Genomic DNA, 16,598 nt, shown 5'->3' on the forward strand with positions numbered 1-16,598 from the left:
GCCGACGGGGCGGTCAGGTCGAGCCCGTCGAGGCGCGCCGCACCGGAGCGCGCCAGGTCACGGGCCCGGGCGAGGGCCGGGTCGGCGAGGGCGGCGGCGAAGAGTCCGGTCAGCATGTGATCTGCTCCAGTGCGACGGCACGACGATCACCCCTCGTCCGGGCTGGACGGGGGGTCCCACCAGTCGACACTATCTCTCCGGTAGGACGATCGACGCCCGTGTGGGGTGGATCGGCCCACGCGCCGGTGACGACGACCTGGGGAGGACGGATGCCGGAAGGCGTCGGCAGTGACCCGCGCCGGAAGACCTCGCCCGCCCGCTGGCGCGTGCTGGGCCACCCGGACGGAATCCTCGCGTACCAGGTGCGCTGCATCGTCGAGGACCACGGTTGGTCCCGGACGGCCGCGGAGACGGGGCACAAGGTCATCCTGGGCCGGTCCGGGGTGTACCGGCACCGGGTCAACGGCCGCACCGGCTTCTCCGACGCGACCTCGGTGCTGCTCCTGCGGCCGGGCGACGAGATGGCGGTGGCCCACCCGTTGGGCTGCGGCGACTCGTACACCTGCCTGGAGATCGACACGGAGGTGCTGGCCGAGCGGCCGGACACGGAACGCTGGTTGCACACCGCCGGCTGGCAGGGCTCCTCCGACGGCCCGCTCGACCTGGCCCACCGGATGCTGGTCGCGCAGTTCCGGCGTGGCCTGGACCGCTTCGAGATGGGCGAACGGCTGCACCGCTTCCTCGACCGGCTGCTCGGCCACGTCTCCCCGGACCGCGAGCTTCCCGGGGCGGTGGACCTGGACCGGGCCGTCGGCCGGCGCGCGGCCACGCTGGCCGCCCACCGGCACCTGGCCGACCGGGCGCGGGAGGTGCTCGCCGAAGGGGACTACTCGCTCAGCCTGGACGAGGTCGCCCGCGAGGTGGGGGCCTCTCCGCACCACCTCAGCCGGGTCTTCCAGCGGGTCACCGGGAGCAGCCTCACCGCCTGGCGCAACCGGGTCCGGGTACGGGCGGTGCTCGACACGCTCGCCGAGACCGACGGGCCGCCGCTGCGGGTGGTCGCGTCCGAGTACGGCTTCGCCGACCAGGCGCACCTCACCCGGGTGGTCCGGGAGCAGGTCGGCCACCCGCCCGCCCGCCTCCGCCGACTCCTCACCCCCGACCAGGCCGCCTGAGGTGCAAGGAAGGGCCCCCCGTTAACGCCTGCGGTATGGCAAGGGCACCCCTTCAACCGGGAGCCGCAACCGAGCAAGGATGTTCAAGACCCGGCACCCCGACCGCCCGCAGGATGGACGACGTCCCCCGGACACCGCCGACGCGGCGGACGCCGGAGTGGGCGGGCCTGTTCGGGGAGGCCCGCAGCTCGGCATCGGGGATCCACGCCGGCGACGACCCGACGCCGGTTCGGGGCCGGAGGTGCGGTACGGCGCCTCCGGCCCGCCGCTCGGTCAGTAGCGCACCGAGATGCGCCGCTGCGCCCCGTCCACCCGGACGGTGCCGCCGTACGGGACGACCACCTGCGGGTCGGTGTGGCCCAGGTCGACGTCGAAGACCACCACCGCCTCCGGGTTGTACGTGGCCAGCGCCCGGGTCACCGCGTCCCGCTGCTCGGCGGCGTAGACCTCCTTCTCCGCCGGGGACAGCGGCCGGTCGAAGTTCCACGCCTTGGCCCTGCCGACCAGTACGGCGGGGAACGTGCCGAGCAGGCCCCGCTCCCCCAGGTTGCGCAGGATGCGGAACACCTCGGTGGCCGACGGCAACTCCTCGGAGGTCTCCAGCACGAACACCGAGCCGGCGAGGTCCGCCACGGGGGCGACCCGGTCGGCGGCGAGCAGCCAGTTCAGCACCTCCAGGTTGCCGCCCCAGGCCGGGCCCTCGACCACCGTCGCGGGGCCCTGCCAGCGCCAGCCCGAGCCGGGGGCCATCGCCGGTTCGTGGGCCAGGCTCGCCGGGTCGTTCCAGTCGTTGGGTTCGTCGCCCCACTCGGTGGCCGGGGTGAGGTCGTACCAGCCGGTGGTGAACAGGGCCGCGCGCAGCGAGTCGGCGGTCAGCGGATGCAGCCGGCCCGGCCGGCCGAGGTGCACCAGCACCGAGCCGCCGTGGTAGCTGACCATCCCCAACCGGTGCAGGTGGTTGAGGACGTTGGTGTTGTCCGAGTACCCGAAGTAGGGCTTCGGGTTGGCCCGCAGCACCTCGTCGTCGAGGTGCGGGGTGACGGTGACCAGGTCGTCCCCGCCCACGGTGGCGAGCACCGCGGTCACCGACGGGTCGGCGAAGGCGGCGGTGAGGTCCCGCGCCCGGTCGCGCGGGTCGGCGCCGGACACGCGCGTCGTCGGGTACTCCACCGGCTCCAGGTCGAACTCCTCGCGCAGCCGGCGCAGTCCCAGCTCGTACACGTGGGGGAAGAGGGCCGGCAGCCCGGCGGAAGGCGAGACGACCGCGACCCGGTCGCCCGGCTGCGGCTTGGGGGGATACCTCAGCGACGTCATGCCTGGACGCTACCGACGGCGGCCAGCGGTTTTCACATCGGCGGTCCGCCGGATCCCAGGGGCCGAAATGCCCTGTAACAACACGGATCCTCCCTACGCTGGCGGTGTGCAGGTGGGCGCGGTCGGGGACGGCAGCCGGTCTCATCGTCTGGACACTGCCCGGCGTGACCGGTGTGCTCACCGCCACGATCTTCCACGCCCGTCGCCGGGCGGGTCGCGCTGCCCGCCGCTGCGTCGGCCCGCCCACCAGCGCAAACACCGAACCCGACGACTGAGGTGATAGGAGGGGCCCCTTGTTAACGCCAGGCGTTAACAAGGGGCCCCTCCTTACATCGGGGGTGGCGCGGATACGATCCAGGGGATCGGACAGCGCTGTCCTTCGTACTCACGTAAGGAGCGCACCGTGACCGACCAGCACGACCACGACGGCCCCGACGCCGCACTGCGCGCCGACATCCGCCGCCTCGGCACCCTGCTCGGTCAGACCCTCGCCCGGCAGGAGGGTCGGCCCCTGCTCGACCTGGTCGAGGAGATCCGCGCCCAGGTCCGGTCCGACCCACCGGCCGCCGCCCAGCGGCTCGGCGGCCTCGACGTCACCACCGGCACGAAGCTGGCCCGCGCCTTCTCCACCTACTTCCACCTGGCCAACATCACCGAGCAGGTGCACCGGGCCCGGGACCTGCGGCGGCGGCGCGCCACGCACGGTGGCTGGCTCGACCAGGCGGCGAAGATGATCGCCGAACGCGGGGTACCGGCCGAGGAGATCGCCGCCGCGGCCCGCCGGCTCGCCGTCCGGCCGGTCTTCACCGCCCACCCCACCGAGGCCGCCCGCCGGTCCATCCTGTCCAAGCTGCGCGCCATCGCCGACGAGTTGGACACCGAGACGGCCAACGCGATCCTGTACGGGGCCAGCGACGAGGGCCCGGCCAACCGCCGCCTCGCCGAACTGCTCGACCTCATGTGGCAGACCGACGAGCTGCGGCTGGACCGGCCCGACCCCACCGACGAGGCCCGCAACGCCATCTACTACCTGCGGGACCTGTTCGCCGAGGCCGCACCGCAGGTGCTCGACGACCTCGCCGACACGCTGCGCACCCTCGGGGTGGAGACGTCCCCCACGGCCCGGCCGCTCACCTTCGGCACCTGGATCGGGGGCGACCGCGACGGCAACCCGTTCGTCACCCCGACCGTCACCCGCGAGGTGCTGGTCATCCAGCACGAGCACGGCATCGCCGCCACCGAGAAGGCGATGGACCAGCTCATCAACGAGGTGTCCGTCTCCCGGCGGCTCCGCGCGGTCTCGCTGGACCTCTCCGCCAGCCTCGCCACCGACCTGGACGCGCTGCCCGAGGTCGCGCCCCGGTTCCGGCGGGTCAACGCCGAGGAGCCCTACCGGCTCAAGGCGCGCTGTGTGAAGGCCAAGCTGGCGAACACCCGGCAACGACTGCGGCAGGGCACCGCGCACGTGCCCGGACGGGACTACCGGGGCGCGGGCGAGCTGATCGCCGACCTGGAGCTGCTGCGCGCCTCGCTGGCACGCAACGCCGGGCAGCTCACCGCCGTCGGCCGGCTGGCGTCCACCATCCGTACGGTCTCCGCGTTCGGCCTGCACCTGGCGACCATGGACGTCCGGGAGCACGCCGAGAAGCACCACGAGGTGCTCAGCCAGTTCTACGAGGCGGTCGGCGAGGTCTCCGACTACGCGGCGCTCAGCCGGCTGGAACGCACCAAGCTGCTCGCCGACGAGCTGACCGGCCGCCGGCCGCTCTCCACCGCCGACACCCCGCTGACCGAGGCCGCCCGGAAGACCTTCGACGTCTTCGGCACCATCCGTGAGGCGCAGGACCGGTTCGGCCCCGAGGTGATCGAGTCCTACATCATCTCGATGACGTTGGGCGTGGACGACGTCCTCGCCGCCGTGGTGCTGGCCCGCGAGGCTGGCCTGGTCGACGTGCACGGCCGCCGGGCCCGGATCGGCATCGTGCCACTGCTGGAGACCCCGGCCGAGCTGAACGCCGGCGGTGAACTGCTCGACGAGCTGCTCTCGCTGCCCGCGTACCGGGCGCTGGTGGCGGCGCGCGGCGACGTGCAGGAGGTCATGCTCGGCTACTCCGACTCCAACAAGGAGGCGGGCATCACCACCAGCCAGTGGTCCATCCACCGGGCCCAGCGGGCGCTGCGGGACGTGGCCGCCCGGCACGGGGTGCACCTGCGGCTCTTCCACGGCCGGGGCGGCACGGTGGGTCGCGGTGGCGGGCCGACGCACGACGCGATCCTGGCCCAGCCGTACGGCACGCTCGACGGTGCGATCAAGGTGACCGAGCAGGGCGAGGTCATCTCCGACAAGTACACCCTGCCGGCGCTGGCCCGGGAGAACCTGGAACTGACCGTGGCGGCGGTCCTCCAGGCCACCCTGCTGCACACCGCGCCCCGGCAGCCGGCCGAGATGCTGGAGCGCTGGGACGCGGCGATGGACGTGGTGTCCGAGTCGGCGTACCGGCGTTACCGGTCGCTGGTCGAGGACCCGGACCTGCCCGAGTACTTCTGGGCGTCGACGCCGACGGAGCTGCTCGGCGCGCTGAACATCGGCTCCCGACCGGCGAAGCGGCCGAACACCGGGGCGGGCCTGGGCGGGCTGCGCGCCATCCCGTGGGTGTTCGGCTGGACGCAGACCCGGCAGATCGTGCCCGGCTGGTTCGGGGTGGGCACCGGACTGGCCGCCGCGCGGGAGGCGGGCCTGGCCGACGTGCTGTCCGAGATGAACCGCAACTGGCACTTCTTCCGCACGTTCCTGTCGAACGTCGAGATGATGCTGACGAAGACCGACCTGGGCATCGCCCGCCGGTACGTGGAGACGCTGGTGCCGAAGAAGCTGCACCCGATCTTCCACAAGATCGAGGAGGAGTACGAGCTGACCAGGCAGGAGGTGCTGGCGGTGACCGCCTCGCCGGCCCTGCTGGACAACTCCCCGGTGCTCCAGCGCACCCTCGCCGTGCGGGACACCTACCTGGAGCCGCTGCACCACCTCCAGGTGGCCCTGCTGCGGCAGTACCGGGACTCGGGTGCCGCCGGACGGGCGGTGGTGACCGCGCCGGGTGGCCGCCGTGCGCCGAGCGACGGCACCGCGCTGGAGCGGGCCCTGCTCACCACGGTCAACGGCATCGCCGCCGGCATGCGCAACACCGGCTGACCCCGAGCCGACCGGCCCCCGGCCGCCGCCGGCGGGGTGCGGTGGCGGTCAGCTATCGGGTGCGGGGAGCAGGACGGTGGTGAGTAGGCGGCGCACCCGGCCCGGGCCCGGCTCCCGGGCGGCGTACTCGCCGAACAGGGCGCGCAAGCGGGTGAGGAACTCGGTCAGCTCCTCGTCCGTGGCGTGGAACGCGCTCTGTCGGTAGCCACCGAGGTCCCGCCCGAGGTCGCCGCCACCGGCGTCGAGGTACCGGTCGAAGTCGGCGAGCAACTGCGCGACGAAGGTGAGGAAGGCCTGCCGGTGCTCGTCCGGGGACATCGCGGCGGCGGCCTCGGCGTTGACCGTGGCCGCCGCCTCGTTCAGCCGGTAGGTCCGTTCGACGGCGCCGCGGACCCGGCGCTCGGCCACCGTGCGCAGCACGTCGTGCGCGGCGAGGGTGGCTACCTGCCGGTAGAGGGTAGCGGCGGGGACGTCCGGCAGCGCCTCGCGCAGTTCCCCGGTGGTGAGGGTACGACCACCCAGGAACGCCTGGACGATCCGCAGCCGGACCGGGTGGAGCAACAGATCCCCAGCGCCCAGCGACGACATGCCCATCCCCCATCATTCTCATTCATGATAACGTTATCGGCAAGAAGAATATCGGATGGAGGAGCGCCACGATGGCCACCGTCGAGATCACCGCCGAGCGGATCCGTGTCCGACTCAGCCCCGCCGAGAAGATCTTCGCCCTCCGGGGCGATCTGAGCTTCCCGCGCACCTGCGTCCGCGGCGCCGAGGTGGTCCTGGACGGCGTGACCGCGCCGCGCGGCCTGCGCGCACCCGGCCTGGGCCTGCCCGGCCTACGCAACGTGGGCACCTGGCGGGCCCGCAGCGGCACCGAGTTCGTCAGCGTCCGCACCGGCCAGCCGGCCGTGCGGATCACCCTGATCGGGCAGCCGTACGACAGCCTGCTGATCGGGTCGGATGATCCGGCAGCTCTGGCCCGGCGGCTGCGGTGAGCCGGGAACGGGAGCTGACCTTCACGTCTGCCGGATTTCGCCTGGTCGGCACCCTGCTCCTGCCTGACAGCGGTCCGCCGGCCGCAGTCGCCCTGCTGCTGCCCGGCTCCGGGCCGCTGGACCGGGACGGCAACCTGCGTCGGCTGTCCTTGGCGGTGTCCCGGGACCTGGCGGTCGCCCTGGCCGAGGCCGGCGCAGCCTCGTTCCGGTACGACCGCCGGGGGGTCGGCGCCAGCGGTGGGCAGTTCCTGCCGACCGGTTTCCACGACAACGTCGACGACGCGGAAGCGGCGGCGCGGGCGCTGGCCACGGCGCCGGAGTTGGACGGCCGCCCGGTATTCCTGGTCGGGCACAGCGAAGGAGCACTGACGGCCGTGGCACTCGCCGCGCGGGCTACGCCGGTGGCCGGGCTGGTGCTGCTGGCCGGCACGGGGAAGCGCGGCGACGCCGCCCTGCGCTGGCAGGCCCGACGGCTACTACCCACCCTGCCGGCACCGGTCCGCGCGCTGCTGCGGCTGACCCGAACCGACCTGGTAGCCAAGGTGGCCCGGAACCACGACCGGATCCGGGCCAGCACCGGAGATGTCGCCCGGATCGGCGGACGGCGGTACAACGCCCGCTGGTTCCGGGAGTTCCTCGACTACGATCCCGGGCCCGACCTGGCCCGCATCGACGCGCCGATCCTCGCCGTCACCGGCACCAAGGACCTCCAGGCGGACCCGGACGATCTCGACCTGGTCGCTGCCGCCGCCAGCGGGCCGGTGGAGACGCACCGGCTGGCGAATGTCACCCACGTGCTGCGCCGCCAGCCGGGACAGCCCTCGTTGTCGGCGTACCGCAGGGAGACTCGCGGGCCGGTCGACCCGGAGGTGACCGACCTGGTCCGCGACTGGATGCTGGGTCGGGCCGGCGCGACCCGGTGAATCCCGGCCGGCCCGGTCACCAGTCGCCCCCGCCGAAGTCACCCCCGCCGAAGTCCCCGCCACCGAGGCCACCGAAGTCCCCGCCACCGCCGAGGTCACCGGCCTGGTCGCCGCCGCCGACGTCGGCGCCCTGGTCGCCGCCCTGGTCGTCGCCGTACCCGGTGCCGTCGGCGAAGCCCTCCTGGTAGCCCTCGCCGTAGCCGTAGCCCGGGTCGCCCCAGCCGGGCGAGAAGAGGGCGTCGGCGATCAGCAGGCCGCCGACGACGCCCGCTCCGGCGCCCAGCGCCGTCTTCCACCACGGCGTCGAGTACCAGCCGGCCGGAACGGGCCGCCCCTGGAACCGCCCACCGGGGTAGTAGTAGGGCGTGTCTCCTCCGGGCTGCGGACCGGCCTTGAAAGTCTGTCCCTGCACGTCCACCTGACGCTCGCGGGTGAGCTGGCCGGCACCCCGGGCCGCCGCCAGCGGTGGCAGCTCCGGGCCGGGGTCGATGCCGAGCGCCGTCCGGGCCGCCCGGATGTACGCCAGCCCCTCCAGCGCGCTCTCCCGGGCAAGCGCGAACTGCTGCGGCGTACGCGCCTGCTCCAGCTGCGACCCGGCGGCGTTGTACCGCTCACCGGCGTCGGCCAGTGCCTGCCGCACCGCCGGCTGCTCGCCGTGGAGGTTCATCAACTGGCCGCCCAGCCGCTCGTACCACCGCTGCGCCTCCGCGCGCGCGTCACCGAGTTCGTCACCCCGGCGGGCCCTCGTCTGGGCGCTGACGACCGCGATGGCGACCACCGCGCCGATGGCGAGGATGCCGAGACACAGCAGAGTCTCCATGCCCCGGTACGTACCCACCGTTCGTAGGTCGTACCCGTTTGGCAAGCTCTGCGGCATGAGCTTCTCGACGCTGGCCGTGGTGGTCGTCTGCCTCGCCGTGGGCGGCGCGCTGGGCTGGCTCGCCGCGCGGTCCCGCACGGCGGCGGAGATCGCCCGCCTGGAGGCCACCCTGCAGGCGACCCGCGACGGCGAGGGCCGGCTGGAGCAGTCCATGCGCGCGCTGAGCTACGAGGCGACGGCCCAGTCCCAGGAGGCGGTCGCCCGCGCGGTCGCCCCGCTGCACGACACGCTGCGCCGCTACGAGCTGCGGGTCGCCGAGCTGGAGCGGGACCGCGTCGACGCGTACGCGGAGCTTCGTGAGCAGGTCCGCGCGATGTCCTCCGTCTCCGGCGAGCTGCGCACCGAGACGAAGCAGCTGGTGGCGGCGCTGCGGGCGCCCCAGGTGCGGGGCCGCTGGGGCGAGCACCAGCTGCGGCGGATCGTGGAGGCGGCCGGCATGCTGGAGCACTGCGACTTCGACGAGCAGGTGACCGCGTCCACCGACCACCAGGGGGTCCGCCCCGACCTGGTGGTACGGCTGCACGGGGGCCGGTCGGTGGTGGTGGATGCGAAGGCGCCGTTCGACGCGTACCTGACCGCGATGGAGGCGCGCGACGAGCGCGGCCGGGACACCCACCTCGACGCGCACGCGCGGCACCTGCGCGCGCACGTGGACGCGCTGGCCGCGAAGTCGTACTGGTCCGCCTTCGACATCACGCCGGAGTTCGTGGTGCTCTTCGTGCCGGCCGACCCGTTCCTCGACGTGGCGCTGCAGCGGGACCCGACGCTGCTGGAGCACGCGTTCACCCGCAACGTCGTGCTGGCCACGCCGGCCACCCTGGTCGCCCTCCTGCGGACCGTCGCCTACTCCTGGCGGCAGGAGGTGCTGGCCCGCAACGCCGCCACCGTGCACCTGCTGGCCCGGGAGCTGTACGGGCGGCTGTCCACACTGGGCGAGCACGTCGGCAAGCTCGGGGCGTCGCTGGGTGGCGCTGTCACCGCGTACAACCGGGCGGTCGGTTCGCTGGAGGCGCGGGTGCTGGTCAGCGCCCGCAAGCTCGCCGAGTTGGGCGTCTCCGACCAGGAGCTGGCGACGCCGGCCCAGATCGAGTTGGCACCCCGCCAGCCGCAGGCACCTGAGCTGCTCGATCAGTCCGAAGAGGCCGGTCCGGCGACCTCCATAGTGGAGCGCCACATGTGACAATGCGTGCATCCGCATGTCACGAGATGGTCACAACGAACTCGCCGGTAGTGACACCGCCCATCGACACCGCGAAGTATTTCGCTCACGCGTGCCCTGCATCTGAGGGCCCTGTTCTCTGGAGGAAAGAGAACGTGAGCAAACCCCGAAACCTGAGCCGGCGTACCTCCGCCGCGCTCTTCGCGTCGGTCATGGCGGCAAGCGCCGTGACCGTCGCGGGCGGTGCCGCAACCGCGAGCGCCGCACCTTCCGCACCCGACACCGCACCGGCCACCCCGGTCGAGGTGCTGGGATCGCACGACGCCAAGCTGCTCGCCGAGGCCGAGGCCGAGAAGGCCCCCACCGTCACCCTGATCGTCGCAACCGACAAGGGTGAGGCCAAGGACGTCGCCGAGGACCTGAAGGGCCTCGGCGCCGCCGTCACCGAGCGGTACGACACCATCGGCTACGTCCTGGCCAAGGTGCCCACCGACAAGGTCGTCAAGGCGGCCATGCTGCCCGGCGTCTCCGCGGTCGACCTGGACGAGAAGATCCAGCGGCCGGACCCGAAGCCGGAGGCCGCACCCTCCGGGCAGAAGGCGGCGAAGCAGTCGGCGACCCTGTCCGGCCCGAGCGACGCCACCCGCGCCGCCAACCCCTACATGCCGACCAACGAGACCGGTGCCGTCCGCTTCGTGGAGCAGCACCCGGAGTGGGACGGTCGGGGCGTCACCATCGGCATCATGGACTCCGGTGTGGACCTGGACCACCCGGCTCTCCAGACGACCACCACCGGCGAGCGCAAGATCGTCGACTGGGTCACCGCCACGAACCCGCTCGAGGACGCCACCTGGCTCAAGATGGACAGCGGGGTGACCGGCCCGTCCTTCAGCGCTGAGGGCGCCACCTGGACCGCTCCGGCGGGGACCTACCGCTTCAGCACCTTCCGGGAGTCGATCACGGCCGGCAGCGAGCCGGGCGGCGACGTCAACCGGGACGGCGACACCACCGACGTGTGGGGCGTGCTCTACAACCCCGCCACCCACGACATCTGGGTCGACGTCAACCAGAACAACGACTTCACCGACGAGGCCCTGATGCGGCCCTACAAGGAGAAGTTCGACGTCGGGCACTTCGGCACCGACAACCCGGCGACCGAGGTCCGGGACCAGATGCCGTTCGTGGTCGAGTACCGCGAGGACGTGCCGACCAGCTCCGGGCCGGCCGACTTCGTCAACATCGGCATCGTCGAGGACGCGCACGGCAGCCACGTCGCGGGCATCACCGCCGCCAACGACATGCTGGGCAACGACGTCTTCGACGGGGCCGCGCCCGGCGCCAAGCTGGTCTCCTCCCGTGCCTGCACCTGGGGTGGCGGCTGCACCTACTCGGCCCTCACGACCGGCATGGCCGATCTGGTGATCAACCGCAAGGTCGACGTGGTCAACATGTCGATCGGTGGTCTGCCGGCGTTGAACGACGGCAACAACGCCCGCGCGGATCTGTACAACGACCTGATCACCACGTACGGCGTGCAGCTGGTCATCTCGGCCGGCAACAGCGGCCCGGGCCTGAACACCGTCGGCGACCCGTCGGTGGCCGCCAACGTGATCAGCACTGCGGCCAGCATCAGCAAGGACACCTGGCTGGCCAACTACGGCTCGGTGGTGCGGGCGAAGAACGCGCTGTTCAACTTCTCCTCGCGCGGCCCGCGTGAGGACGGCGGGTTCAAGCCGAACATCGCGGCCCCGGGCTCGGCCATCTCCACCATCCCGGTGTGGCAGCCCGGCGGTCCCGTCGCCGAGGCCGGCTACGGCCTGCCCCCCGGCTACGGCATGCTGAACGGCACGTCGATGGCCTCTCCGCAGGCCGCCGGCGCCGCCGCGCTGCTGTTGTCGGCCGCCAAGGCGACCGACAAGGGCGTCACCCCGGCCGCGCTGCGCCGGGCGATGTACAGCTCGGCCAAGCCGATCGCGGGCGTTCCGACGTACGGCCAGGGCTACGGCATGGTCAACGTGCCGGGCGCCTGGAACCTGCTGCGCAAGGGTGTCGAGACCCGCTCGTACACCTCCGAGGCCCCGGTCTGCACGGTGCTGTCGGAGCAGCTGGCCACCCCGAACCGGGGCGCGGGCGTCTACAACCGCTGCGCGTCGGCCGAGGGCGGCCAGACGGTCGGCCAGAGCAAGACCTACCAGGTCACGCTCACCCGCACCAGCGGTCCGGCCCGGGGCGTGAAGCACAACATCACGCTGCGGGGCAACGACGGCACCTTCACCGCCCCGAAGGTGGTCTGGCTGCCGCTGAACAAGGCCGTCACCGTCACCGTCAAGGCCAAGCCGAAGACGGCCGGGGCGCATGGCGCCCTGATGCTGGTCGACGACCCGGCGACCAACACGGTCGACTTCGAGGTCTCGCTCGTGGTGGTCGCATCCACCGACACCCGTGAGCCGGACTACGCGCTCTCGACCCGGGGCTCGGTGGACCGCAACGGCTTCACGTCGTACTTCGTGACCGTGCCGCCGGGCACCGGTGCGCTGCAGGTGAACCTGTCCGGCATCGCCACCGGTTCGCAGACCCGCTTCATCGCCTTCAACCCGTACGGCGTTCCGGTGGAGAGCACCTCCAGCCTGGTCTGCTACACCAACTTCTCCGACGCCAACGCCTGCAAGCCACAGGAGCGGGACTACCAGAACCCGATCCCGGGCGTCTGGGAGATCGAGGTCGAGTCGCGTCGCACCTCCCCGGCACTGAACAACCCGTTCCAGCTCACGGCCCGGATCCAGGGCGTCGCGGTCGAGCCGGCCGTGGTCGAGCTGCCGGCGGTCGACGCCGGTGAGCCGACCCCGGTGACCTGGAACCTGACCAACACCTTCGGTCCGGTCTCGGTGGCCGGTCAGGGTGGTCCGCTCTCCAGCGTTCACGACGAGCGGCCGACCATCGCCGAGGGCGCGTCGCAGGAGTACGTGGTCGAGGTGCCGGCGGGCGCTTCGCGGTTCACCGCCCGGATCGGCAACCCGGCCAACGCCAGCGCCGACCTGGACCTGGACGTCTTCCGGGGCAGCACCCTCGTCGGGCGGTCCGCCGACGGCGACTCGGAGGAGGCGGTGACCATCGCCAACCCCACCCCGGGCACCTACCGCGTCGTCGTCGACGGCTACGCGGTGGACGGTGCCGGCGGCAGCACGGCGTACGACTACCGGGACTCGTTCTCGGCGGCGGCGCTGGGCACGCTGGCGACCCCGGCCACCCCGCTCACCCTGGCCAACGGCGACACCGCGACCCTCACCGGCACGGTGACCGCCCTGTCCACCCCGGCCGCCGGCCGGAAGCTGTACGGCGAGCTGGCCGTGGTGACCACGGAAGGCGCGGTCGTCGGCCGCGGCGCGGTCTCCATCGGCGCCGTGAACTGATCCGCCCGTAACACCCGCCGGAGCCCGTCCCCGAACCTTGGGGGCGGGCTCCCGCACGTCCGGGGGAACCGCCGGCGCGTCGCCCGTCCGTACGAGCGGGGTCGTCCGATCGAGGTGTCTGCCGTGGCCGTTCATTGCCGCATGGCAATCATTCAGCTTGATGTTACGGAGGGGCTCGTCAGGCGTAACAGAAGCGTCATAGTTGTCGCTGAATGAGTGGCGACGTGGTGTGTCTCACGTCCGTCGCCGGGTACGCCCCGCAACCCTTGCTCTCCCCCGGAGGAAGAGACGTGACAAACCCCCACAGTCGGCGCGGCCGGACCTCGGCCGCGCTCCTGGCGTCGGCACTGGCTGCCGGCGCCCTGACCCTGACCGGCTCGGCCAACCCCGCCGTCGCCGGCCAGTCCACCGAGGTGAACGCCGTCAAGAGCGCCACCGCCGGTTGGAGCCCCACCGACATCGACCGGCTGGCCGAGGCACGCGCCGCCGGCCGTAAGGACGTCACTGTCCTCATCGCCGCGAAGGCCGGTCAGGCCCGTGCCGTCGCCGACGGTCTCGCCGCCCTCGGCGCCGACGTCCGCTACCGCGACGACGACCTCGGCTACCTGCGGGCGAGCGTGGCCGTCGACAAGGCCGACCGGGTCGCGAAGCTGACCGGCGTGCAGACGGTCGAGGTCGACGCCCCCGTCGAGCTGCCCGACCCGCGCCCGGACGGCTCGGAGGCACCCGCTCCGCAGCCCGCCCCCGGTGCCGGCACCCCCGCCGACAACCCGTACATGCCGATCGGGGACACCGGCGCGGCCGGTTTCACCGCGGCGAACCCCACCCAGGACGGTCGCGGCACCACCGTCGCCATCATCGACACCGGCGTCGACCTCGGGCACCCGGCGCTGCAGAAGACCACCACCGGCGAGCGCAAGGTCGTCGACTGGGTCACCGCGACCCACCCCACCGACGACGGCGACCCGACCTGGATCAGCATGTCGGCCAACGTCTCCGGCCCGACCTTCACCGCCGGCGGCCGCAGCTGGACCGCCCCGGGCACCGGCGCGTACCGCTTCGGCACCTTCGACGAGCGCAACCCCAACCTCGGCGGCGAGGTCGGCAACGACGTCAACCGTGACGGCAACCCGACGGGCAGCAGCGGCGTCTTCGGCGTCCTGTGGGACGGCGAGTCCACCGTGTGGGTCGACACCGACCAGGACGGCTCCTTCGCCGACCAGACCGCGATGACCGACTACAAGGTCCGCAACGACGTCGGCACCTTCGGCAGCGACAACCCGGCGACCGCCGTCGCCGAGTCGATGCCCTTCGTCGTGCAGGTCGACGGCAAGGGCAAGTTCGTCAACATCGGCATCGTCTCCGGTGCGCACGGCTCCCACGTGGCCGGCATCGTGGCCGCCAACGGCATGTTCGGCGGCGCGATGACCGGCGCCGCTCCGGGCGCCAAGCTGATCTCCGTCCGGACCTGCCTCTTCGTCGGCGGCTGCACCGCGCACGCCCTCATCGAGGGCATGATCTACGCGGCCAAGCAGGCCGACGCCGACGTCATCAACATGTCGATCGGTGGCCTGCCCGCCCTCAACGACGGCAACAACACCCGCGCCGTGCTCTACAACCGCCTCATCGAGCAGTACGAGGTCCAGATGTTCTTCTCGGCCGGCAACAGCGGGCCGGGCACCAACACCGTCGGCGACCCGTCGGTGGCCGAGAACGTGGTCAGCGTCGGGTCGTACATCACCGACGCCACCTGGCGGTCGAACTACGGCTCCAGCTCCCCGTACGCGGAGAGCCTGCACTACTACAGCTCGCGCGGCCCGCGTGAGGACGGCGGCTTCAAGCCGAACGTGATCGCACCGGGTTCGGCCATCTCCACCGTGCCCACCTGGCAGTTGGGCGGCCCGGTCCCGGGCACCTACACGCTGCCCCCGGGCTACGCCATGTTCAACGGCACGTCGATGGCCGCCCCGCAGGCCGCCGGTGTCGGCGCGCTGCTGGTCGGCGCCGCCAAGGCGGAGGGCTTCCAGGCCCGGCCGGCGCAGATCCGGCAGGCCCTGATGTCCTCGGCGCGGTTCATCGACAACACCGGCGCGTACGAGCAGGGCGCCGGCCTGATCGACGTCAAGGGCGCGTACGAGCTGCTGCGCACCAACCTCAAGCCGGTCGACATCAGCTCGTCGGTGGCGGTCAACACCGTCCTGTCCGGGTTCCTCGCGAAGCCGGGCGTGGGCGTCGGCATCTACGACCGGGAGGGCGTGACCACCGGTACCGCCTACACCCGCACCTACACCTTCACCCGCACCAGCGGCGGGTCGAAGGCGATCACCTACAACCTGACCTGGGTGGGCAACGACGGCACCTTCTCCGCGCCGTCGTCGGTGTCGCTGCCGCTGAACAAGCCGGTCACCGTGGCGGTGCGGGTGAACCCGGCGACGCCGGGCGCCCACTCGGCGGTCCTGCGGCTCGACGACCCGGCCACTGCCGGCGTCGACCACCAGACCCTGAACACCGTCATCGCCCCGTACACCTTCGAGGCGTCGGCGAACCACCAGGTGAGCATCGAGGGCACGGTCGGCCGCAACCAGTCCCTGCACTACTTCGTCCGGGTGCCGGCCGGCACCCCGGCGCTGAAGGTGGACTTCGCCGGCCCGACCGGCGCGGCGGGCACCGGCCAGGCCCGGTTCCTCCGCTTCCACCCGTACGGGCTGGGGATCGACAGCAACGCGTCGACCTCCTGCTACGTCCCGGCGGCCGGGGCCTGCGCCACCGGTTCGCCGAACAGCCGGACGGTCTCCGACCCGTTCACCGGCGTCTGGGAGATCACGGTGGACGGTCGGCGCACCTCCGACGCGGCGTGGACGCCCTTCACCCTGACCGCCTCGGTGCTCGGTGCCACCGTCACCCCGAACCCGGACGACATCGCCGCCGCCACGGCGAACGTGCCGGTCGACCGGTCGTACACCCTGACCAGCACGCTGGGCTCGTTCACCGGTCGGGCGACCGGCACCACGCTGGGCAGCGCCCGGCAGGGTCCGTTCACCATCGCCAACCTGGAGACCAAGGAGTACGACCTGACGGTCACCCCGGGCTCGACCCAGCTCCGGGCGACCATCGGCGGCACCTCCGACCCGGGTGCCGACCTCGACCTGTACCTGCTCAACTGCACCTCCGGCACCTGTGTGGCGGCGGGGCAGAGCGCGGACGGCGACTCGGAGGAGTCGGTGACCGTGGCGAACCCGGCGGCGGGTGCCTGGAAGGTCCGCGTCGAGGGCTACGCGGTGCCGGCCGGGTCGACGTCCTACCGGTACATCGACGTCTTCACCAACCCGGCCTTCGGGTCGGTGGCGGTGACCGACGCCAACGCGCTGCGGGCCAGTGGCGCGACCTGGACGGTCCCCGGCACGGTCACCGCGAAGGTGGCGCCGGCCGAGGGCCGGGTGCTCTACGGCAACGTCCAGGTCCGCACCGACACGAACATCCTGATCGGCAGCGGCGACGTGGTGGTCCGCGCGGTCAACTGACCGGCGGCCAGCACGAGCAGAGGCCCGC

General features: G+C 72.5%; 10 protein-coding genes. 7 read left to right on the forward strand and 3 right to left on the reverse strand.

The genetic code is table 11. The features are described from left to right. The first annotated feature begins 269 nt into the window (after positions 1 to 269). Entirely contained in the window at positions 270 to 1,175 is a 906-nt protein-coding gene (locus AB0I76_RS01830) for an AraC family transcriptional regulator (protein WP_357028443.1), read from the forward strand. Positions 1,176 to 1,448: 273 nt separating this feature from the next. On the opposite strand, the gene AB0I76_RS01835 is transcribed toward AB0I76_RS01830, so the two are convergent. After that, positions 1,449 to 2,489 (reverse strand): S66 peptidase family protein, encoded by a 1,041-nt coding sequence (locus AB0I76_RS01835; RefSeq protein ID WP_357028446.1) that lies wholly within the window; start codon positions 2,487 to 2,489, stop codon positions 1,449 to 1,451. A gap of 403 nt (positions 2,490 to 2,892) precedes the next feature. On the opposite strand from AB0I76_RS01835, the gene ppc reads away from it, so the two are divergent. After that, positions 2,893 to 5,679 (forward strand): phosphoenolpyruvate carboxylase, encoded by a 2,787-nt coding sequence (ppc, locus tag AB0I76_RS01840; RefSeq protein ID WP_357028449.1) that lies wholly within the window; start codon positions 2,893 to 2,895, stop codon positions 5,677 to 5,679. Between the two features lie 48 nt (positions 5,680 to 5,727). Here the strand turns inward: ppc and AB0I76_RS01845 are convergent, their stop codons facing one another. Further along, entirely contained in the window at positions 5,728 to 6,273 is a 546-nt protein-coding gene (locus AB0I76_RS01845) for a helix-turn-helix domain-containing protein (protein ID WP_357028452.1), read from the reverse strand. Positions 6,274 to 6,338: 65 nt separating this feature from the next. Between AB0I76_RS01845 and AB0I76_RS01850 the strand changes: the two genes are divergently transcribed. Both AB0I76_RS01850 and AB0I76_RS01855 read left to right on the forward strand, forming a co-directional pair. After that, positions 6,339 to 6,677: a hypothetical protein gene (locus AB0I76_RS01850; RefSeq protein ID WP_357028455.1), complete on the forward strand. Its 339-nt coding sequence runs from the start codon at positions 6,339 to 6,341 to the stop codon at positions 6,675 to 6,677. Beyond that, the gene (locus AB0I76_RS01855) at positions 6,674 to 7,600 is read left to right on the forward strand and encodes an alpha/beta fold hydrolase (protein WP_357028458.1); all 927 of its coding nucleotides are present in this window, start codon (positions 6,674 to 6,676) and stop codon (positions 7,598 to 7,600) included. The genes AB0I76_RS01850 and AB0I76_RS01855 overlap by 4 nt, the downstream gene beginning before the upstream one ends. A gap of 16 nt (positions 7,601 to 7,616) precedes the next feature. Here the strand turns inward: AB0I76_RS01855 and AB0I76_RS01860 are convergent, their stop codons facing one another. Then, a complete protein-coding gene (locus tag AB0I76_RS01860; RefSeq protein ID WP_357028461.1) occupies positions 7,617 to 8,420 on the reverse strand; it encodes a hypothetical protein in 804 nt (267 codons plus the stop codon). 55 nt (positions 8,421 to 8,475) lie between these two features. On the opposite strand from AB0I76_RS01860, the gene AB0I76_RS01865 reads away from it, so the two are divergent. The 3 genes from AB0I76_RS01865 (at position 8,476) to AB0I76_RS01875 (ending at position 16,570) form a co-directional block, all read left to right on the forward strand. Further along, positions 8,476 to 9,660 (forward strand): DNA recombination protein RmuC, encoded by a 1,185-nt coding sequence (locus tag AB0I76_RS01865; RefSeq protein WP_357028464.1) that lies wholly within the window; start codon positions 8,476 to 8,478, stop codon positions 9,658 to 9,660. A gap of 134 nt (positions 9,661 to 9,794) precedes the next feature. Next, positions 9,795 to 13,049, forward strand: coding sequence for a S8 family serine peptidase (locus AB0I76_RS01870; protein ID WP_357028466.1), 3,255 nt, complete (start codon positions 9,795 to 9,797; stop codon positions 13,047 to 13,049). A 290-nt stretch (positions 13,050 to 13,339) separates the two neighbouring features. Then, complete coding sequence (locus AB0I76_RS01875; protein WP_357028469.1) at positions 13,340 to 16,570, forward strand: S8 family serine peptidase; 3,231 nt, start codon at positions 13,340 to 13,342, stop codon at positions 16,568 to 16,570. Positions 16,571 to 16,598 lie beyond the last annotated feature (28 nt).

It is taken from the genome of Micromonospora sp. NPDC049799, from assembly GCF_040656655.1.
In the GTDB taxonomy this organism is placed as follows: Bacteria; Actinomycetota; Actinomycetes; order Mycobacteriales; family Micromonosporaceae; genus Micromonospora.

Bases quoted from the DNA above. Each gene is read 5' to 3' on its own strand.
- AB0I76_RS01860 (WP_357028461.1), bottom strand. From the start codon at position 8,420: ATGGAGACTCTGCTGTGTCTCGGCATCCTCGCCATCGGCGCGGTGGTC.
- AB0I76_RS01850 (WP_357028455.1), top strand. From the start codon at position 6,339: ATGGCCACCGTCGAGATCACCGCCGAGCGGATCCGTGTCCGACTCAGC.
- AB0I76_RS01845 (WP_357028452.1), bottom strand. From the start codon at position 6,273: ATGGGCATGTCGTCGCTGGGCGCTGGGGATCTGTTGCTCCACCCGGTC.
- AB0I76_RS01865 (WP_357028464.1), top strand. From the start codon at position 8,476: ATGAGCTTCTCGACGCTGGCCGTGGTGGTCGTCTGCCTCGCCGTGGGC.
- AB0I76_RS01830 (WP_357028443.1), top strand. From the start codon at position 270: ATGCCGGAAGGCGTCGGCAGTGACCCGCGCCGGAAGACCTCGCCCGCC.
- AB0I76_RS01835 (WP_357028446.1), bottom strand. From the start codon at position 2,489: ATGACGTCGCTGAGGTATCCCCCCAAGCCGCAGCCGGGCGACCGGGTC.